18 protein-coding genes are annotated in these 18712 nt (G+C 71.4%); 8 read left to right on the top strand and 10 right to left on the bottom strand.

The features are described 5' to 3' along the window. Positions 1-113 precede the first annotated feature (113 nt). The 6 genes from C8N38_RS11625 to C8N38_RS11600 all read left to right on the top strand — a co-directional run bounded on the left by C8N38_RS11625 (position 114) and on the right by C8N38_RS11600 (position 6207). Positions 114-926, top strand: coding sequence for a Stf0 family sulfotransferase (locus tag C8N38_RS11625; RefSeq protein WP_158272342.1), 813 nt, complete (start codon positions 114-116; stop codon positions 924-926). Positions 927-1105: 179 nt separating this feature from the next. Continuing rightward, a complete protein-coding gene (locus tag C8N38_RS11620; RefSeq protein WP_108027351.1) occupies positions 1106-2245 on the top strand; it encodes a DegT/DnrJ/EryC1/StrS family aminotransferase in 1140 nt (379 codons plus the stop codon). A gap of 263 nt (positions 2246-2508) precedes the next feature. Next, positions 2509-4251: an alpha/beta fold hydrolase gene (locus C8N38_RS11615; RefSeq protein ID WP_146176263.1), complete on the top strand. Its 1743-nt coding sequence runs from the start codon at positions 2509-2511 to the stop codon at positions 4249-4251. A gap of 292 nt (positions 4252-4543) precedes the next feature. Continuing rightward, entirely contained in the window at positions 4544-5089 is a 546-nt protein-coding gene (locus C8N38_RS11610) for a YbhB/YbcL family Raf kinase inhibitor-like protein (RefSeq protein WP_108027349.1), read from the top strand. Between the two features lie 129 nt (positions 5090-5218). Beyond that, positions 5219-5710, top strand: coding sequence for a thiamin pyrophosphokinase (locus C8N38_RS11605; RefSeq protein ID WP_108027348.1), 492 nt, complete (start codon positions 5219-5221; stop codon positions 5708-5710). A gap of 119 nt (positions 5711-5829) precedes the next feature. Next, complete coding sequence (locus C8N38_RS11600; RefSeq protein WP_146176262.1) at positions 5830-6207, top strand: hypothetical protein; 378 nt, start codon at positions 5830-5832, stop codon at positions 6205-6207. Between the two features lie 167 nt (positions 6208-6374). On the opposite strand, the gene C8N38_RS11595 is transcribed toward C8N38_RS11600, so the two are convergent. The 7 genes from C8N38_RS11595 to C8N38_RS11565 are packed head-to-tail and all read right to left on the bottom strand — an operon-like array spanning position 6375 to position 12380. Beyond that, positions 6375-7667, bottom strand: a complete 1293-nt coding sequence (locus tag C8N38_RS11595) for a BatD family protein (protein WP_108027346.1) — start codon at positions 7665-7667, stop codon at positions 6375-6377. Continuing rightward, the gene (locus tag C8N38_RS11590) at positions 7661-8320 is read right to left on the bottom strand and encodes a hypothetical protein (protein ID WP_108027345.1); all 660 of its coding nucleotides are present in this window, start codon (positions 8318-8320) and stop codon (positions 7661-7663) included. Before C8N38_RS11590 ends, C8N38_RS11595 begins: the two co-directional genes overlap by 7 nt. Continuing rightward, a complete protein-coding gene (locus tag C8N38_RS11585) occupies positions 8317-9246 on the bottom strand; it encodes a vWA domain-containing protein (protein ID WP_108027344.1) in 930 nt (309 codons plus the stop codon). The genes C8N38_RS11590 and C8N38_RS11585 overlap by 4 nt, the downstream gene beginning before the upstream one ends. Then, the gene (locus C8N38_RS11580) at positions 9243-10199 is read right to left on the bottom strand and encodes a VWA domain-containing protein (protein ID WP_108027343.1); all 957 of its coding nucleotides are present in this window, start codon (positions 10197-10199) and stop codon (positions 9243-9245) included. The genes C8N38_RS11585 and C8N38_RS11580 overlap by 4 nt, the downstream gene beginning before the upstream one ends. After that, positions 10196-10564 carry a hypothetical protein gene (locus C8N38_RS11575; RefSeq protein WP_108027342.1) on the bottom strand — a complete coding sequence of 123 codons (369 nt, stop codon included), beginning with the start codon at positions 10562-10564 and terminating at the stop codon, positions 10196-10198. The genes C8N38_RS11580 and C8N38_RS11575 overlap by 4 nt, the downstream gene beginning before the upstream one ends. Continuing rightward, positions 10561-11403, bottom strand: a complete 843-nt coding sequence (locus C8N38_RS11570) for a DUF58 domain-containing protein (protein ID WP_108027341.1) — start codon at positions 11401-11403, stop codon at positions 10561-10563. The genes C8N38_RS11575 and C8N38_RS11570 overlap by 4 nt, the downstream gene beginning before the upstream one ends. After that, positions 11403-12380, bottom strand: coding sequence for an AAA family ATPase (locus tag C8N38_RS11565; RefSeq protein WP_108027498.1), 978 nt, complete (start codon positions 12378-12380; stop codon positions 11403-11405). Before C8N38_RS11565 ends, C8N38_RS11570 begins: the two co-directional genes overlap by 1 nt. 151 nt (positions 12381-12531) lie before the next feature. Between C8N38_RS11565 and C8N38_RS11560 the strand changes: the two genes are divergently transcribed. Both C8N38_RS11560 and C8N38_RS11555 read left to right on the top strand, forming a co-directional pair. Then, a complete protein-coding gene (locus C8N38_RS11560) occupies positions 12532-13869 on the top strand; it encodes an ATP-binding protein (protein WP_108027340.1) in 1338 nt (445 codons plus the stop codon). Continuing rightward, the gene (locus C8N38_RS11555) at positions 13866-14507 is read left to right on the top strand and encodes a response regulator transcription factor (protein WP_108027339.1); all 642 of its coding nucleotides are present in this window, start codon (positions 13866-13868) and stop codon (positions 14505-14507) included. The genes C8N38_RS11560 and C8N38_RS11555 overlap by 4 nt, the downstream gene beginning before the upstream one ends. A 169-nt stretch (positions 14508-14676) precedes the next feature. Here C8N38_RS11555 and C8N38_RS11550 read toward each other — a convergent pair whose 3' ends face one another. The 3 genes from C8N38_RS11550 to C8N38_RS11540 form a co-directional block, all read right to left on the bottom strand. Then, the gene (locus tag C8N38_RS11550) at positions 14677-15096 is read right to left on the bottom strand and encodes a VOC family protein (RefSeq protein ID WP_215731137.1); all 420 of its coding nucleotides are present in this window, start codon (positions 15094-15096) and stop codon (positions 14677-14679) included. A gap of 394 nt (positions 15097-15490) precedes the next feature. Next, complete coding sequence (locus tag C8N38_RS11545; RefSeq protein ID WP_245895702.1) at positions 15491-17812, bottom strand: multicopper oxidase family protein; 2322 nt, start codon at positions 17810-17812, stop codon at positions 15491-15493. Between the two features lie 367 nt (positions 17813-18179). After that, complete coding sequence (locus C8N38_RS11540) at positions 18180-18668, bottom strand: DUF411 domain-containing protein (RefSeq protein ID WP_108027337.1); 489 nt, start codon at positions 18666-18668, stop codon at positions 18180-18182. Between the last annotated feature and the right edge of the window lie 44 nt (positions 18669-18712).

The raw sequence follows: 18712 nt of genomic DNA, 5'->3' as shown, positions 1-18712 counted from the left end.
CGCCCCCGTCGCCCGTTCATTGCCTCGGCCCTCGCCGTATCCTATCAAGGCGTGGGGCGCAATTCCGAAGCCCCCGTGCCGCGCCAGGCGGCCTGTCGAAAAGTGACCCCGCGATGTCCACACCCTCCGACACCTCTGCCGTTTCCGGCCGCCAGACCGGCATCGTCCTTCTGGCCGAGGGCCGCAGCGGGTCGAGCTGGCTCGGGCAGCTGACCGACGCGACCGGCGTGATGGGGCGGTCCTCGGAATGGATCGAGCCGAAGCTTCTGGGCGTCGATCCCCGCCGCACCGACGCGGAAGGATATGTCGCGGCGGTTGTTGCCGCGGCCAGCGGCGCGAACGGGCGCTTCGCGCTCAAGATCTTTCCGCGGCATCTTCTGTGGTTCGGCGAAACCTATGGGGCCGATTTCCTGACGCTCTGCGCCCGGGCGCACGAGATTCATCTGGCGCGTCTCACCCGGCAGGACCGGCTGCGCCAGGCGATCTCGCTGGTCAAGGCGCGGCAGACCGGCCGCTGGTCGAGCGAATTGCGCGGCAACGACCGCCACACCGTTTTCGACCGGGCCGAGATCGCGCGGGCCATCCATTTCCTCGAACGCAGCGATGCCTTTTGGAATGCCTACGAGACGATCACCGGGCTGGCGCCCAAGGCGTTCGTCTATGAGCCGCTGCTTGGGGACCCGACCCCCTATCTCGACTGGGCCGCGTCGGCCCTTGGGGTCAGATGCGACGCCACGCCCGACGCGCGCTACGCGGTCCAGCGCAATGCCGAGACCGAGGACTGGGTCGCGCGGTTCCGCGGCGAGGCCGTTGACGCGGAGGTCACGGCACTCAGGGTCTGCAGCGGACGCCGGAGCCGGGTCCAGACGATGTTCCGTGCGCTGCGCGGCGACCCCTCGTTCGGGCGCGATCTCTATCGGTTCTGACCCCCTGTCCGATCCGGTCCCGGCCGGTCCCGGATCGGCCTCTGCCGCGCCCGCGCGCCGTCCGGGCGCCAGGGTCCCTCTCGTCGATCCCGGCGCCATCCTCCCGTTGTGACAGGTCGCGCTTTCGGATAGGTGGGGCGCGCGGCTCTCATACGTTGTGCCGCCACGAGGACAGTCCCATGACGACCGAAGACCTGCCCCGCATCCCTGTCGCTGCCCCCTCGATCACCGAGCGCGAAGGCGATCTGGCGCGAGAGGCGGCGATGAATGCCTGGGGCCCCGGGCACTACGCCTACAATGCGCGGTTCGAGGCGATGATGGCCGGCCATGTCGGCGTCGCCCATGCCGCCAGCCTGCCGCACGCGACCTCGGGGCTGCATCTGGCGCTGGTCGCGGCCGGGATCGGGCCGGGCGACGAGGTGATCGGTCCCGACGTGACCTGGATCGCCTCGATGGCGCCGGTCAGCTATGTCGGCGCGACGCCCGTTTTCGTCGACATCCTGCCCGATACCTGGTGCCTCGACCCCGCCGCCGTCGAGGCTGCGATCACGCCGCGCACCCGGGCGATCATCGGGGTCGATCTGTACGGGTCGATGTGCGACTGGACGCGCCTGCGCGACATCGCCGACCGCCATGGGCTGGTGCTGATCGAGGACGCGGCCGAGGCGCTGGGCTCGACCTTTCAGGGCCGGGCGGCGGGTGCCTTCGGCGACATGGCGGTGTTTTCGTTCCACGGCTCGAAGACGATCACCACCGGCGAGGGCGGCATGATCGTGACCGACGATGCCGCGCTGTTCGCCCGCATCCAGAAACTGCGCGACCATGGCCGCCCGCCGGGGGACCGGTTCTTCCAGAACGACGAGGTCGCGTTCAAGTACAAGATGAGCGGGGTGCAGGCCGCGCTTGGCATCGCCCAGATGGAGCGGCTGGACGACCTGATCGCGCAGAAACGTCAGATCTTCCAGTGGTATGCCGAACGGCTGGCCGGTTTCGACGGGATCGCGCTGAACGCCCAGCCGCAATCGGTGTGCAATTCCTACTGGATGGTGACGGTCGTGCCGCAGGACCCGGAGGGTCCCGACAAGTTCGCGCTGCAGGCGGCGCTGTCCGAGCAGGCGATCGACAGCCGGCCGTTCTTTTCCAGGCTGACGACGCTGAAGGCCTATCGCGGCCGCACCGACTGCGCGCGGTTCCTGCCAGAGCATCCCCGCGGTGAGTTGATGGCCCGCAACGGCGTCAACCTGCCCTCGGGCTACAACATGACCGAAGCCCTGGTGGACCGGGTGTCGGGTGCGCTGATCCGCAGTCTCGGCCTCTAGCGGCCCGGCAGACGCCGGGAGGACGCGGGCGCCGCGATCGGCCGGTGCCCGATAATCCCTCAATCCGTCCAATTCGGCGGCATGTCCCCGGCAGCCCGGCCCGTGCCGCCGGTGCGGGCAAAGGCGACGACAGTCCTAAGGTTTTCCGGCTTGATGCCCGGGGCCCCGCGGCTATCGTCGCGCCCGTCGTTGGCGTTCGGACGGGCGGTGCGCGGGCCGCTGGTCCCTGCCCGGTCGGGACGCCGGTTTCCGGGGGGGGGGCGATGGCCGATTCGAAGACTGTTCGCGCGATGCCCGAGGCGCCGCGTCCCGAGGCCGCCGCCGATCCGCTCGGCGCGCTGGTCTGCGAAATCTACGGAACCGCGCTGTGGCCCGAAGCCTATGAACGGCTGGTCGATGCCTGGGACCGCGCCATGGCGCGGCCGGGGACGCTGGCCGCGCCGCTTCTCGATCCCGAGGCGGCGCGGCGCCATGTGGACCAGGCCCTGCAGATCCTCGATACCGGCACGGCCTTTCCCGACATCGACCGGCTCTTCGCGCTTTATGCGCATCTGCCCGCCCTGCTGGTCTCGGCCGAAGGCGTGGTGCTGCGCGCCAATGGCGAGGCCGACGCCCTTCTGGGGGCCGATGCGGCCTGTCCCGGCCGGGACGGTGCCTCGGGTCCGGCCTGTGCGACCGCCGGACCCGGGCGCCGGGCGCAGGCGCAGCGGCTGCTGCAGGGGCGGCTTCCGGGGTCGCTGGTGCGCCGCATCCCGGTCACGCTCGAAGGTACCCAGCCCTGCGATTTCGTCATTCTCTTCGACCGTGCCGTGAATACCCGGGTGGCGCGTGACATCGCCGCTGCCTTCGATCTCAGCGAGGCTGAAACCGAGGTCCTCGGCCTGTCGCTGCAATGCCTCAGCCGCAAGGAGATCGCCGCCCGGCGCGGGGTCTCGCCCGAAACGGTCAAGAAACAGTCCGAACGGATCTTCGCCAAGACCGGCGCCCGGTCGCAGCTGGAACTGACCCTGATCAGCGCCTCCATGTATCGCGACCCGGCGGCGCCGGCCCGGCCCGGCCGCCCCGACTTTCGCGCCTGCGCCTTGCCCTATTTTCCGGACGAACGGGTGCTGTGCGACGGCCGCCGCACCGTGACCTATCGCGTCTTCGGCGATGCCGAGGGTCAGCCGGTTCTCTTCCTTCACGGCACCTACGGCTTCTGCCTCTGGCCCGAGCAGGCCGAACGCGAGGCGGCGCGGCGCGGCTACCGGGTGATCGTCCCGATCCGACCGGGCTATGGCAACACCACTGGCACCGCTCCGGGCGACGGCGTCCTGCCCCGGATCTTCGACGACATCCGCCAGATCCTCGACCGCGAAGGCGTGCGGGCCGCCTCGGTGGTGACGCTGGAAAACGACAGCTTTCTGGGCTTTGCCTTCGCCAACCGCTGCCCCTACCGGGTCCGTGCGCTGATCGCCTTCGCGGGGGTGCTGCCGATGACCCGCGAGGTTCAGTACCGCCGCATGGACAAGTGGCATCGCTTCGTGGTCGGCACGGCGCATTACACGCCCGCGCTGATCCCGCTGGTCGCCCGGGCCGGGTTTCACTACGCCGCCCGGATCGGGCGCGAGGACTTCGTGCGGCAGGTCTATGGCGACTCGCCGCCCGACCTGCGGGTGATGGCCGACGCGGCCACGCGCGAGGTCATTCTGGCCGGCACCCGGGTCGCCCTGTCGCCGCGCCATCTGGCCCACCGGGCCTATGCCCAGGAGATGCGCGAATTCGCCCGGGGCGACTGGACCGAGGCGGTCGAGGCCGCCCGCAACCGCCGCTTGCCGGTGCGCTTTGTCAACGGCACCACCGACCCCATTGCGCCGCCGGAAACCGTGCAGGAGTTTCGCGAGGACTACCCCTGGATCGACTTCGAACTGCATGACGATGCGGGGCAGTTCATCTTCTTCAGCCATTGGCCGCGACTTTTCCACGCCCTCGAAAGCCTTCCCGGCCGCGCTGGCCCAGGAGCCTGATCCGGGTATCATCGCCGGTCCTGTCCTGCACCGTCCATTCCCCAACGGGGGAATTGCGCGGGCCGCGCGCGGACCATAACGTGCAAGGCAACCGCCGGATATGCGGCGGGATCCGGTCGGTGTCCGGTCGGGTGCAAGCCCGGGGCAAGCCGCAAGGCCGTCGTCCCCGCCCCGCGGCCGACCGCCTTGCCCGGGAAGCCCGGACGGTCCCGGCTCGCTTCCGTCAAAGCCGCTTCGGGGCGCGTCCGGCCCGCCCCGGGGCCCGTTTCAAGTCCAAAGACAGAGAGAGACGATGACCACCTGTTTTCCGCTTCCGCTGGCGGCCCTGCTGCTTGCCGCGCCGCCGCTTGCCGCCGAGATGACGCTTGGTTCGCCCGACCTGACCCCGGGCGAGGCCATCGGGCCCGAGTTCGTCTTCGACGGCTTCGGCTGTTCCGGGCCGAACCTGTCGCCCGCGCTAAACTGGTCCGGTGCGCCCGAGGGCACCGGAAGCTTCATCCTGACCGTCTACGACCCGGATGCGCCGACGGGATCGGGGTTCTGGCACTGGTCGCTGTTCAACCTGCCCGCGGACATCGTGGCGCTGCCGCGCGGCGCGGGCAAGGCGGCCGACCTGCCCGTCGGCGCGGTTCAGGCCCGCAACGACTATTCGCAGAACGCCTATAGCGGCCCGTGCCCGCCCGAAGGCGACGCCCCGCATCGCTACGTCTTCACGATCTATGCGATGCCGCAGGACGCGCTGCCCATCGACGAAACCGCCTCGGGCGCGGTCGTGGGCTTCTTCGCCCATACCGGCGCGCTGGACAGCGCAAGCCTGACCGCCACCTACGGGCGCTGATCCTGAAGCGGAGGGGGGGGCGGCCTGGCCCAAGGGCGCTCCGGTGTCTTCGGGGCCAGGATGCCTCTCCGGTGCCACGCGGGCGGCGCGGCGCCGGGATTCCTTCCTGCTGGAACGAGGAAAATCGCAGTGAAAGCCAGCGTTTTCGCCACGATTGCCCCAGCCACGCTGCCTGCTTTCGCGGTCCCGGCCGCCACCGTTTCCTGCACCACCGTCGCCCATGTCAGCGTCAGCGGCCATTTCGCCGACTTCGATCGGAAGCGGTTGGGAGACAGCGATAGGCTTCAGGACCCGTCCCTGCTTTCCGGCGCCTCCGGGTCCGAGGCTTTCATCGACATGTCCGGCGAAGGGCCGTTTTGCGATCTGGACCCGATCACCGGTCTGCCGCGCGCCCAAAGCGCGTCCGCAAGCCTCTGCTGGGACCTGACAACCGGCACCTTCCGGGTCGAGACCTTCGCCTGTTCCACCAGCGACGCCCACGCGTCGAGTTCGATGGCCGCGGTCCGCACCTCGGAGCGGGTGACCGTTCAGAACGACGGCGCGCTTTTCGCCAATATGGGGCCAGCGGCACCTATGCGACGACGGGCCCCTCCCACAATCTCGAATACTCGGTCCATCTGATCAACCTGAGCGCTCTTGCGAGGGGTGAGGCCGACCTGGCCAGCGACATCGATCAGATCGACCAGGACGGGACGAACGCGCCGCTGAGCGATACGATCGATCGTTACCTGATCGCTTCCGTGCCGGTCCTTGCCGGAGACGTGGTCGATGCCATCTTCACGTATCGTTTCGGCACGCCGGTGAGTGACGGGATGGCCAGCTACGACTTCAACCACACCGTCCTGGCGGGGATCGGCGCGAGCGAGGGCGTCGGCTACAGCTTTTCCGACCCGGTCTTCCTGTCGAACCAGGCGCTCGGGTTCGACCCCGCGCCGGCCCCTCCGCCGGCATCGGCAGCTTTGCCGCTGGGCGGGCTCGCGGGGCTTGACCTTGCGCGCCGCCGCCGGATATCGGTGGCCCGACCGGCCCTTGCGCTTTCGCTTGCCGGGCGTCCGGGGGTCGCATGCCCCGACAGGCGCGGCAACGTGCCCTTTGGCGGCGGAGGCGCGCCGCATTGAGGGCGACGCGCGGTCCTTCCCTGTCGGAGGGGCATGGAGGCCCGACAAGGCCGACGGGTCGCGCCCTCGCTTCACCCGGCCTGGGCGACAGATCCGCCGTTCGGCAAGGACACGGCGCGGGCCGTCAAGCGCGCAGGACCGCGATGGAAAGGTCCGACGGCCCCCGATCATTGCCGCGAGGACGGCGTTCCGGATCGCCACGCCGGAACGTGTCGGACCGGCGGCTCCGCCGCAGCATCGCCGTTGCTCGTCAGGCCGGACAGGACGCTTGCAGGCAGGGCGCCAAGCGGCGTCTGCCCGGTGGCGCGCGCGGCCGCCCCGTCGGCGAACAGTACCTCGTCGGCCGGGCGCAGGCGGGTGAGGCGCTCGGCTTCGTCCAGGGTCGAGAAGTCTTCCAGCAGTCGGGCGGCGTTCCGGCGCGCCCCGACGGCGTCTCCGGCCCGGACTTGCCTGCGCAGCCGGATCTCCAGGGCGCGCCGGCGCCAGCGACGGCCCATTCGCACGGCAAGGTGTCCGGCAGGGCTGCGGCCTCGCGACGCGAGCGCCGCCGTGGCCAGGGCCGACAGCCCGGCCAGTCCCCAGAACGCCCAGCCCGGAGGGCCGACGGGCCGCGCCCGGGGACCCGCGCTGGCGGAAAAGCTGGCATAGCCGATGGGGGCGGCGGGGATCGTGGCCGACCGCGCTGTCCTGTCGCCGGTATCGAACCAGGGCAGGGTGATGGCCGGAATGACGCCCGGCTCGCCCGTGACCGGACGCAGGTGCCACGTCCAGACCACCGTCGCGACCGGCCCCTCCGGCGTGACCTGGAAATCGCGCTCTTCGGGCGGGGCGAAGACGATCAGCCAGGGCTGTCGCAGGTCCGGCTGCGGCGGCATCCTCTCGGGCGTGGCGCCGAAGGCGCGCAGCACGACCCGGCGTGTGGCGCCTTGTCCGTCGGCCAGCCGCGCCGGATCGACATCCCAGCTGTCGGAAATCTCCAGCGCGCGCAGCGGAAGCCAGCGCTCGGTGCCCGTCGCGGGTTTCGTGCGCACGTTCAGCGCGACGGGGGCCGAGCGGACCGTGACCGTCTTGCGCCCGCCATCCGGCCCCAGAACCTCCAGCGCATGGGCAACGGGAAGGATGCGCAGCGCGCCCGCCCGGCGCGGATAAAAGGCGATCCGCCGCTCGAACACCCGCGCCGGACGCCCGTCGATACGCTCTTCCTTCCAGCGGTCCTGCCCCAGCCTCACCCAGTCGAAATCGGTCATCGGCCGCAGCTTGACCTCCTCGCGCGTGATGACCTGCCGGTAGATGCCGCGCAGGGTCGCAAGCACCATCTCGCCCTCGAAGGGCGCGACCGCGCGCGGATCGAGGATCAGCTCGAGCCGGGGGGCGTCGCGATCCTGCGCCCGGTTCTGCGCCCGGTTCTGCGCATGTGCGGGAAGCGCGATCAGAAGCAGGAGAACGAGAAGCCTCACCATCTGTCGGCCTCGATTTCCTGCGCCTCGCCCGCGGCCTGGCGGCGCGCCATCTCGGCGGCCAGCCGGGCCCTGAGATACGCGCCGGGGGCATCCTCGAGTGTGTCGAGCCAGGCACTGTCGGCTGCGGCGCTGCGCTCGCCGGTGACCGGGCGCCGGTTCGAGTCACGCTGCGGATCGGTCTCGCGCTCCAGGACCGGCCGGTCCGGCGCGTCCGGGTCGAAGGCGACGGTGCGCAGCCCCGCCTCGGCCAGGATCGTCTCGATGCGCCCGTGGCCCATGGCCTCGCCGACGACCGGCGGCACCAGCGCCTGGACGATGTCGCGGTTCCGGCGCGCCGCGTCGTCGTTGCGGTTGGCGAAGAGGACGGCGTCGAAATAGGCGACGGAAAGGGCATAGTCTCCGGTCGCGGCCAGCGTCAGCCCCCGGTTATAGGTGGCGCCGCGCCCGAGGGCCGCGACGGCCGCATCGGCCTCGGCATGGCGACCGGCGTCGTAAAGGGCCGCCGCCCGCGCCGCCGGATCGCCGATCAGCGGCAGCGCGAGCGACGGAAAGCCCGCGCGCCACAAGAACTTGCCCCAGGCCTGCGGACCGGCAAGCAAAGCGCAGGCCAGCGCGCAGGCCAGCGCCGTGGCTGTGGGATGGCGCGGTTTCATGTCGATGGCCGCCGGAACAGGGCCGCAAGCGGCAGCAGCGCCAGAGCGGCCAGCCACGGGCCGTGATCGCGGTATTGCAGGGCCCGCAGGTCGGGGGCGTCGGTCTGGCGGTCGCGCCGCCGGGGCAGAAGGCGGTCGATCCCGGCCGGTGCGGTGGCGTCCGCGAGCCGCCCGCCGCCGGCCTCCGCCACGGCGGCCAGCGCCGTGCGCGAGGCGGAGGGCATCCCGTAGGGCGGGGCATCCTCTGGCACGAAGATCGCCGAGACCCGGCTTCCCTCGGCAGCCATCCGGCGGGCGATCTCCGCCGCCTCGGGCCCCATCCCGCCGCCATCCGACACGAGGACCACATCGGGTGCCCGGGCCCCGGCATCGGCCAGGGCACGCCGTGCGAGGGTCAGGGCGCGGTCGGGCCGGGTGCCGCCGACCGGCATGGTCTCGCCATCGGCCACGGCGATCAGGCCTTGCACAAGGCCGGGGTCGTCGGTGGGCACGCTGGCCAGAAAGCTTTCGCCCGCATAGACGATCAGCCCGGTGGGGCGGTCGGCCTCGATGTCGATCAGGCGGGCAAGGGCCGCCTGCGCATCGTCCAAGCTGCCGCCCTCGGTCATCGAGGGCGAGAGGTCGAGCAGGATCATCAGCCTGTCGGTGTTGCGCGGAACGGGCGCGTTCGGCGCGCGGCTGGCCGGTCCCGCCAGCCCGGCAAGAAGCAGCGCCATCGCAAGGCTCATCAGCCAGGGGGCGGCGCCATTGCGGGGGGCCGACACCCAGCCGCGCCCGCGCATCGCGTCCAGCAGATCGGCGTCGATCACGGCGCGCCAGGCGCCCAGCCCGTCGGCCCGGCGAGCGACCAGCGCGCCGACGACCAGCGCCAGCGGCAGGCCTGCCAGCCACAAGGGCCGCAGCAGAAGGACCTCCGGGCCGGTCATGCCGTGTCCCGCGCCTGCAGAACCATCGCGCCCCCGAGGCAGAGCGCCGCGAAGGCCGCGGGCCAGGGCCAGAGCCCCCGCCAGGTCCGCAGCGGGGGCAGGGCGGCAAGGCTCGGCTCCAGCCGGTCGACGGCCTCGGCGACGGCCTCAAGGTCGTCGGTGGTCCGGACCCGGAACGTCTTGCCCCCGGCGGCCTCGGCGATGCGGCGCAGGGTATCCGCATCGACCGCGTCGCGGGACACCGGGTCATCGGTCAGGTCCGCCGGTCCCAGGGCGATGGTGTAGACCCGCATGCCAAGGTCGCGCGCGGCCCGGGCCGCCGCCACCGGATCGACCGGCCCGGTCGTGTCGCGCCCGTCGGACAACAGCAGGATCACGCGGCTTCCGCCGTCGCGATCCCGCAGGCGGCGGATCGCAAGGCCCAGTCCGTCGGCAATCGCCGTGGCCTTGCCCGAAACGCCGATCTGCAGGCCCTCGATCACATCGGCCACCGCGGCCAGGTCATGGGTGGGTGCCGCCGCCACATAGGCGCGCTCGCCAAAGACGACGAGCCCCACCCGGTCGCCGACGCGCCCCCGGACGAACGCCGCCGCGACGGCCTGCACCGCGGCCAGCCGCGACACCGTCTGCCCGTTCAACCGGAAATCCTCGCGCTCCATCGACCCGGACAGATCCAGCGCCAGAACGATGTCGCGCCCCGAGGCCGGGAGGATATCCAGAACACGCTCCTGCCTCGGCCCGGCCAGCGCGGCCACCAGGGCGATCCAGGCCACGCCCAGCGCGATCAGCCGCGCATGGCGGCGGACCGGGGCCGTTCCCGCCGGGTGGAACGCCGTGGCGAGCGCCGGAGGCAGGGCCAGCGCGCCCGCACCCGGCCTTTGTGGCGGCAGAAGGCGCAACAGAAGCAGCGGCAGCGGCAGAAGGACCAGCAGCCAGGGGGCGGCGAGGCTCATCGCTCAGCCCTCCGCGCGGCCGCGATCACCGCGGCTTCAAGCGACGCGGGATCGGGCGCCGTCCCGGGGTCGTAGAGCGCCTGCCGCATCGACGGCGGTGCCGTCCCGCCCAGGTCGCGCAGCAGCAGGGCAAGACCCGCCAGCCGCTCCTGCGGCGGCAGGCCGGCCAGCGCGGCGATGGCGGCGCGGGCCTCGTCCAGGGGCCGGGCGCGCGGCGCCGTCACCGCCCGCCAAAGGGCCGACAGGATCGCCCCGGCCAGCAGCCCCAGCGCCAGCGCGACGCAGGCGTCCTGCCCCCCGAACCGGGCGAAATCGGCCGGAACGCGGACCGGCGCCAGACGGGAGACAAGCTCGTCGGGGGTCATGCCGGCAGGACCTCCGCCGCATCGGCCCGGACGACCCGGACCGCAATCCCGCGGTCCGTCAGAAACGCCGCCGTGCCCGAGGGGCCAAAGCGCCCGCGGATCAGGGCATGACCGATCCGGGCGGTCAGACGTACCCGCGGCGGGGCGGTTTCGACGGCATCCTGAACCAGCAGAACCTCGAAAGGATTGCGACACATCAGGTCGGTGGCGATGTTCGCGAACGCTGCGCCGGGGTTGTCCATCCCGGTCGCGAGGACAACCGCCGTGCCCGAGGGCACGCGCGCGGCAACCGCCGCGAGCCCGTCGCAAAGCGGGGCCGCCTCGCCCGCGGCCTGCGCTATCGCCTCGGCATGGCTGCGCGCGAGACCGGCCGCGATCTCCAGCATCGCCGCCTGCCGGGGGCGGGAGGGCCACCAGTCGATGCCACTATCGCGCAGGATCGCCAGCCCGACCCGTCCGCCCGCCAGCACGCAGGCCCAGCCCTCGACCGCCGCCGCCTCGGCCGCAGCGACCGACCGGAACCGCCCCCGCGTGCCCCAGAACATCGGGCCGCGCAGATCGACGACCAACAGCAGGCTGCGCTCGACCTCCTCGTGGCGCCGCCGCAACTGCGGCCGCCCGCTGCGCGCGGTGGCGGCCGGATCGACCAGCCGCGGATCGTCGCCCTCGAGGAAGGGCCGCAGGTCGTAAAGATCGCCGCCCTCGCCGCGCCGCGGCCCGGACAGCGCCGCGACCCGTCCGCGCGCGAGCCCCGAAGCGGCGTTCGGCCCGACCCGTGAGGCCAGCGCCACAAGCCGGTCCCGCGACAGCGCGGCCCCCGATATCGCCTCGCCGCCCATCACAAGGGCTCCACCGCCGCGAGGATCTCGGCCATCAGACCGCGCGAGGTCTCGCCCGCGGCCCGGGCCCGCCAGGTCGGGGCCATGCGGTGGCACAGCACATCGGGTGCCAGCGCCGCCACGTCCTCGGGGACCGCGTAATCGCGCCCGTTCAGCCAGGCCCGCGCCCGCGCCGCCGCCGCCAGAGACAGGGTGCCGCGCGGACTGACCGCATGCTGGATGCGCCCGGTCACCGCCAGCCCCTCGACCGCCGCCCGCGTCGCCATCACCAGCGCCACGATATGGCGCCGGAGCGCGGGCGACAGGTGCACCTGCACCACCTCGGCCTTCATCGCGGCCAGCGTCGCGAGATCAAGACAGGCCGCGGCAGGACCGGAAGGAGCGCGCAATTCGCCCTCGACGAGATCGAGGATCGCCAGTTCCGTCTCGGCATCCGGCAGCTCCAGCAGGACATGAAACAGGAACCGGTCCAGCTGCGCCTCGGGCAACGGGAAGGTGCCTTCCTGTTCCAGCGGGTTCTGCGTCGCCACGACCATGAAGGGATCGGGCAGGGCGCGCGCGATGCCGCCGCTGGTCACCTGGCCCTCGGCCATGGCCTCCAGCAGGGCGGATTGCACCTTGGGCGGGGCGCGGTTGATCTCGTCCACCAGCACGAGCGAATGAAAGACCGGCCCCGGCAGGAACACCATCTGCCCGCTTTCCGGCCGCCAGGCCTGGGTGCCGGTCACGTCCGAGGGCATCAGGTCGGGCGTGCACTGGATGCGGGCAAAGCTGCCCTCGACCGCGTCGGAAAGTCGCCGCACGCACCGCGTCTTGGCCAGCCCGGGCGGTCCCTCGATCAGGATATGCCCGCCGGTCAGCAGGCAGATCACCAGCCGTTCGACAAGAGCCGCCTGTCCGATCAGCCCGGCCTCCATGCGCTGCGTCAGCCGTCGCGCCGCGTCGGCCAGCGTCTCCGCCCGTGCAAGATCTTCCATGCGCGCCTCCCGAAACTCCCGTTTCAGCAAGGCATGAAGCCGGCCGATGACAAAGCCTTTCCCGGCAAACCCGGAAAGGTCGGGCAAATTGCCCGCGACAAACAGGCAGGTTTCCCCGATCCTCGGGACAGGAGATCGGGGAGGATATCCTATGAGCTTGAGGCTGCGGCTCGTTCTGACGCTCTGGCTGGTGACGCTGCTGGCCGGCGCCCTCACGGTCGGCTTCGCGGCGACCGCCGCCTACGAGACCGCCGACCGGTCCACCCGCAACACGCTGACCCGCGCGGGCTATGCCCTCGAACGTGCCTATCACATGGAGCCGCGCGCGGGCGATCCGCTTTATACCGAGATGACGTCGATCAAGCTGCTGGGCCTGATGGCCCCGGGCACCTGCATCCGGTTCGAGCAGCGCCTGATTTCGGAACGGCGGATCTGCGCCAGCTGGCAGATGTTCGGGCCGATCGCGCCGGACGGCTTCCGCAAGGCGGTCACGCGGGTCTTCGGCCCGGTGGCGCCCGCGACCGGAGAAGGCCGCGCCCCGGGGGGCGGGATCTTCTCGGTCGAGGTGACCTTCGATCCGGTCGCCGCCGCGACGCTGGCCTGGCAGCGGGTGCGGCTCGCGCTCTGGCAGACGCTGGGCATGGCCGCGGGGGTGCTGTTCCTCGGCACGCTCGCGATCTATTCCCGGCTGGAACCGGTGGGACCCATCGTCCGGGGGCTCGACCGGCTCAGCGCGGGCGATCTCGACACCCGCGTGACGCGCTCGGGCGCGCCGGAATTCCGCAAGATCGCCGATGCGGTCAACCGGCTTGCGCAGCAGCTCACGGCCAGCACCGAGGCGCGGCGCGTCCTCACCCGCCGCCTGATCGAGGTCGAGGATGTCGAGCGGCGGCAGCTGGCGCGCGACCTGCATGACGAGTTCGGCCAGATGCTGACGGCGACGGCGGCGCTGGCCGCCTCGATCGGCCTGGCTGCGCCGCCCGGACACCCGGCGCTGGCCCGCGATGCCGAGGCCATCGGCGCCAATATCCGGGCCATGATGACCTGCCTGCGCGGCGCCTTCGCCCGGCTGCGTCCGCCCGATCTCGACGAGGTCGGGCTGGCCGCCAGCCTGCGCGGCATGCTCTCGGGCTGGCAGGCGCAAAGCGGCGCCCGGCTGCGGCTGGACAGCACGCTGGACGAGGACGGCCTGAGTGGCGCGGTCGCGCTCGATCTCTACCGGATCGTGCAGGAATGCGTCACCAATGCCATGCGCCACGGCACGCCCTCCCGGGTCGATGTCGCCCTGCATGCCGAGGGCGACGCCATCGTCCTGACCGTCGAGGACGACGGCGGCGGCCATATCGACGGGGGCGCGCCCGGCCATGGCCTGATCGGCATGGCGGAACGCACCGAGGCGATGGGCGGCAGGCTACGGCTGGAAGAGGGCGCCCGGGGGGTGCGCATCCGCGTGCGCTTGCCGATGGCGCGGGGGCGCTCTGCGGCATGAAGGACTACAGCGTCATCATCGTCGACGATCACCCGGTCGTGCGCGAGGGCTACCGCCGCCTGATCGACCTGCAACCGGGCCTCAAGATCGCCGGCGAGGCCGAGGACGCGCGCGCGGCCTATGCGCAGTTCCGCGCCTTGCGGCCCGATGTCGTGGTGATGGACGTGACCCTGCCCGGCGCCAGCGGGATCGAGGCGATCCGGCATATCCGCCAGTACGATGACAGTGCGCGGATCGTGGTCTTCACCATGCATCTCAGCGCGGCCTTCGCGCTCAAGGCCGTCCAGGCGGGGGCCATGGGTTACATCACCAAAAGCAGCGATCCCAGGCTGTTGGTCGAGGCGATCTTCGGCGCCTTGCGCGGGCAGACGGTGATTTCGCCCGACGTGATCGAGGCCATCGCCCGCGACCGCATCTCGGGCATCGGCACCGGCCTCACCGATCTCAGCCCGCGCCAGACCGAGATCCTGTGCCTGCTGGCGCGGGGCTGGTCTGCCGAGCGCATCGCCGGGGAACTGTCGATCAGCCCCAAGACGGTGCGCAACAACCACTACCAGATCAAGAGCATCCTCGGTCTCGAAACCGATGCCCAGCTGGTCTGGTTCGCGCTGGAGACGGGGTTGCTGCCCGCCATCTGACCGGAGCTCCGCGCCCGGGTGTGCCATGGGCCGAGGCCCCCGCGGACCGGATCGCCCGGGACGACGGCGCGACGCGCACGGGCAGGATGGCGCGATCGGCCCACTCAGGATCCGATCCGGCCCATCGCAGAAGACAGGGACGGTCGCACGGCGCGGGTTCGGCGCGGGCCTAGACCTCGATCGTGACCGACGGCGCGCTGCGTTTCGCCTCGCCCTGATAGACGGCCTCGATGTTGTTGCCATCGGGGTCCAGCACGAAAGCGGCATAATATTGCGGATGATAGGCCCGTATGCCCGGCGTACCGTTGTCGGTGCCCCCATGGTCCAGCGCGGCGCGGTGGAAGGCATCGACCGTCGCGCGATCCCTTGCCTGAAAGGCCAGGTGATGGCGCCCGGTCAAGGCGCCCGCGGCCGTCGGGCTGTCCGCCGACGACACGACAAGCTCATCCGCCAGGAAGCACCCCCGGTCGGTGCCGAGCACCGGGATCTCCAGCACGGCCATGACGGCCCTGTAGAAGCGTTCGCTCGCACCGAGATCCCGGACCACAAGCTGAATGTGATCGATCAGTCGTCCTCGGTGGAGCCGGATCTCTGCCATGGTCCTGGTTTCCGTCGAGCGGAAGAAGCATCTCTCCTTCGCACAGTCCCGAGCGAAAGCAAGGCCCCCGGGGCGCGGATCTGCACCTCTGCCCGGCCTCGGGAACCGGAACCGCCGGGTCCCGGGCTCAACGACCCGTGGCGCGAGCCGCGCGCCCGAAACCCGGTCTCAGTCGGCCGAAGGCCCTGCCGCAGGTCGCACCACGGGACCCCTGGCGGTCCGGGCGACCGGGGTGAGGGGCGCCCGAGACGGCCGGGCGGATCGAAGTGCGGGCGCTGGGCCGCAGGAGGTAACCGCCATGAAGCGGCGAGCACGCGTCGGCCTCTCGGGGCGCGCCAGGGGCCGCGTCGCCGGGGTGTTCGCCCGGCGCCACGCGCTGTCGTACCTAGTGCATGGCGTGTTCCGTCATCGGGCGGTCGAAGCCGCCCTTGCCGTCGGGAATGGCGATCCGGACGTTCTGCATCATCCCCTCGTCCTCGTGGTCGAGGATGTGACAGTGCAGGACGAAATCGCCGATATAGCGCTCGTAGCGGGTGCGCAGCCTGACCAGATGGCCGGGCAGGATGAACAGCGTGTCCTTCCACGCGCCCTTGAGCCCCGCATATTGCGGCTCGTCGCTGTCCGGCCCGCTGACATCGACATAGGTGGCCGGGTCGTTCGGGTCGATGTCGCAATGCCGCGCGCCTGCCGCCCCCGTCGCGCAGCCCGCATCGGGCTGGTATTTCAGCACCTCGGCGATCTGGAACGGATTGACATGGATGTGGAACGGATGCCCGCCGCCCCCGAACGAGGTCAGCGTCCATTCCTCGACGCCGCCCAGCGGCAGGATGCGGTCGAACCGTGTGGCCTCGTAGGACGCGGCCCCGACCAGCGCGAAGGGCGCGCCGTTATCGACATGGGTGGGCGCGATCCGGCCGATCATGAAGGCGAAGGGCGGCCCCTGGATCGTGAAGCCCACGGTCTGCTGCCCCGACACCTCGTGATCGGCGATGTCGCGATGCTTGACGAAGGCGTCAAGCCGGCCCTCGGCCAGGTCCGCTAGGATCGCCTCGCGCGCCGCCGGGTCCTCGATCCGGGCCTCGATCGAGCGTTCCAGCATCGCCATCACCTGATCCGCCCCGCCATCGCCCGCCAGAGGCGCGTCGGCGGGCGCCACTTCGAGAAAGCCCAGAAGCGCGGTGTCGTTGTCGTTGAGGTTGATGTCGGACCCCGGCGCGGTGGCCGCGTCGACGATGCAATAGGTGCCCGCCGAGGGGAAACTGACCAGAACGTCCTCGCGATAGGCGGGTTGCAGCAGCAGTTCGGGGCCGGTCCGGATATCCGGCCGGGTCAGACCGTCGGTCGCGACCCGCACCAGATCCAGCGGCGCGCCGGAACAGACCTGCTCGACGGTCTCGGCCATGGCGTCGCGGCTCTTGCCCCCGGTACCCTCGGCCAGCCGCGCCCGCAGGTCCTCGGCGGTGGTGCCCTCGACCTTGCGGATCTCGAGCCCGATGGTCTCGCGCACGCCGCCATGGATCAGCCGCCAGCGTTCGACCCGCCCGGCCACGGCGCCCGGCTGCTGTTTCTGGATCTCGCCGTTGATCGCGGTGTGGCGACCCGAGCGCGGCCAGCTGCCGAACCCGACCTGGTCGAAGGCGTTGCCGGGGCCGGGTTCGACCATGCCGATGTCGCCTTCGTCGCAGAACCAGCCGTTCGCGTCGGCCTTGATCGCGCCCACCACCGGCAGATCGGCCGCGGGCGTGCCCCCGGCGGCCAGCGCGTCGACCTCGGCCCGGGTCCAGCGGCAGGCATAGGCGATCTGCTGAAAGAGGAAGGTGCGTTCGGGAAAGCGGACCCCGGCTGTTCCGTCATAGGCACCGGCCGGGCCTTCGGGACGGGGCAGGATCACGTCAAGATCTCCCGGCGCGGCCCAGCCGGTGGCCCCCAGCCGGGGCTGGCGGTCGCCGCGGATCAGCAGGATGCCCGCCATGCCGCTCGACACCTGCGGCGCGGTCGAGCCGTGCCGGTGGGCGTGATACCAGAAGGTGCCCGCCGGATGGTCGTCGGGGATGTTGTATTCATAGGTGAACCGGATGCCGGGATTGACCGTCAACAACACGTTGTCGCTGTTGCCCTGCGGGCTGACCCAAAGCCCGTGGGTATGCATGTTGGTCAGGTTGAAATTGGCGCAGCTGGGCTCGTTGTGATCCTCGGGTTCTCCGGTACAGCGCAGCGGATTGCCATTCGCGTCCTCGCCCGGCAGCACCATGTCCTGCGGGCGCGGCAGCGCGTTCTCGAAGGTCAGCCGGAAGGTGTCGCCCGGCGCGATCTCGACCACCGGCGCGACATAGGCATTCCGCTGCGCGACCGGGGCGCCGGTCTCGTCCAGCACCAGCCCGGCATAGGCGCGCAGCCGCACGCTGTCATAGCCGCGTGGGTCGGTTTCGGGAAAGGCCGGGTTGCGCAGCTGCCCGTCGACATAGCGCAGGGCCAGATCGTAACAGACATCGGCGCCGGCGCAGCGATCTTCGGCATCGGAGGGACCCGCGCTTTCCAGCGCTGCGCCGGGTTCGGCCCCGTCCGCTTCCGGGCGCAGCATGGCCGCGCGGGGCGGCGGTTCGGCAATGTCCTGAGCCCGGCCCGGACCGGCGCAGAGGCTGCAGGCAAAGGCGGCAAGAAGGGCGGCGGTCGGTCGGCGCGAGACGATGAAACGGTCTCCGGACATGAATTATTCCCCCGTCGATTGAGTGCTGAAAATTCTCGGAACTATTCCAGAAGTCTCTCACGGGGACCGATTCCCTTCAAGGCAGAGACCTGACGCCACGCCAACCGTCCGGGGCGAGCTTCCGTTGGGGCTTGCGATCGGGGTCGGGGACAGGGACGGGGGCGTCGACCTTTGGTGCCTTGGGGCCTGTGGCCTCCGGGGCGCGCCGCCCGGGTCCGGGCGGCAGGGTGGCGCCCGCGGGCCGTCCGCTCGGACCGCGGGGCGCATCGGCCGCGCCGGGCTCCGCGGCCCCGCGCGGGGCGGCACGGCAAGCTGCCCCGGGCGGCGGTGGGCCGCCCGAAGCTGTCGTTTCAGGATCGCGGCCGGGTCACGCCGCGTCGTAGCGGGCGAAGATCTCGGTCGATCCGTCGCGCCGGATCAGATGGACGTCATAGGCGTCGCGGCGGCTTTCCGGCCCCATGCCGGGCGATCCCATCGGCATGCCGGGCACGGCCAGACCCACGGCCTCGGGCCGCTCGTCCAGCAGACGGCGGATGTCGGCCACGGGCACGTGGCCCTCGATCATGTAGCCCTCGATAGTGCCGGTATGGCACGAGATCATGCTGCGCGGGATACCGTTGCGGGTCTTGAAGCGGGCGAGCGCGGTGCCTCTGGACGCCTCGACGGTCACCTCGAACCCCTCGGCCCTGAGGATGTCGATCCAGGCGGTGCAGCATCCGCAATTGGGGTCTTTCAGCACATGCATCCTCGGGCTGGCCGGGCTGGCCGCGCGCGCGGCCAGCGGCAGGGCGGCGGCGATCCCGAGGGCCGCGCCCCCGAACAGGACGGTGCGGCGGGTGGGTTTTGCATTGGTCATGTCAGTGCTCCTGATCCGGGGCACGGGGCCGGTCGCCCCGTGCG

This window comes from Rhodovulum kholense (assembly GCF_003053725.1).
GTDB classification, from domain to species: domain Bacteria; phylum Pseudomonadota; class Alphaproteobacteria; order Rhodobacterales; family Rhodobacteraceae; genus Rhodovulum; species Rhodovulum kholense.
This window is presented reverse-complemented; position numbering and strand designations above follow the sequence as displayed.

Excerpts from the sequence above, each read along its gene's own strand:
- C8N38_RS11625 (WP_158272342.1), top strand. The coding sequence starts at position 114 with ATGTCCACACCCTCCGACACCTCTGCCGTTTCCGGCCGCCAGACCGGC.
- C8N38_RS11620 (WP_108027351.1), top strand. The coding sequence starts at position 1,106 with ATGACGACCGAAGACCTGCCCCGCATCCCTGTCGCTGCCCCCTCGATC.
- C8N38_RS11615 (WP_146176263.1), top strand. The coding sequence starts at position 2,509 with ATGGCCGATTCGAAGACTGTTCGCGCGATGCCCGAGGCGCCGCGTCCC.
- C8N38_RS11610 (WP_108027349.1), top strand. The coding sequence starts at position 4,544 with ATGACCACCTGTTTTCCGCTTCCGCTGGCGGCCCTGCTGCTTGCCGCG.
- C8N38_RS11595 (WP_108027346.1), bottom strand. The coding sequence starts at position 7,667 with ATGGTGAGGCTTCTCGTTCTCCTGCTTCTGATCGCGCTTCCCGCACAT.
- C8N38_RS11590 (WP_108027345.1), bottom strand. The coding sequence starts at position 8,320 with ATGAAACCGCGCCATCCCACAGCCACGGCGCTGGCCTGCGCGCTGGCC.
- C8N38_RS11585 (WP_108027344.1), bottom strand. The coding sequence starts at position 9,246 with ATGACCGGCCCGGAGGTCCTTCTGCTGCGGCCCTTGTGGCTGGCAGGC.
- C8N38_RS11580 (WP_108027343.1), bottom strand. The coding sequence starts at position 10,199 with ATGAGCCTCGCCGCCCCCTGGCTGCTGGTCCTTCTGCCGCTGCCGCTG.
- C8N38_RS11575 (WP_108027342.1), bottom strand. The coding sequence starts at position 10,564 with ATGACCCCCGACGAGCTTGTCTCCCGTCTGGCGCCGGTCCGCGTTCCG.
- C8N38_RS11570 (WP_108027341.1), bottom strand. The coding sequence starts at position 11,403 with ATGGGCGGCGAGGCGATATCGGGGGCCGCGCTGTCGCGGGACCGGCTT.
- C8N38_RS11565 (WP_108027498.1), bottom strand. The coding sequence starts at position 12,380 with ATGGAAGATCTTGCACGGGCGGAGACGCTGGCCGACGCGGCGCGACGG.
- C8N38_RS11560 (WP_108027340.1), top strand. The coding sequence starts at position 12,532 with ATGAGCTTGAGGCTGCGGCTCGTTCTGACGCTCTGGCTGGTGACGCTG.
- C8N38_RS11555 (WP_108027339.1), top strand. The coding sequence starts at position 13,866 with ATGAAGGACTACAGCGTCATCATCGTCGACGATCACCCGGTCGTGCGC.
- C8N38_RS11545 (WP_245895702.1), bottom strand. The coding sequence starts at position 17,812 with ATGTCCGGAGACCGTTTCATCGTCTCGCGCCGACCGACCGCCGCCCTT.
- C8N38_RS11540 (WP_108027337.1), bottom strand. The coding sequence starts at position 18,668 with ATGACCAATGCAAAACCCACCCGCCGCACCGTCCTGTTCGGGGGCGCG.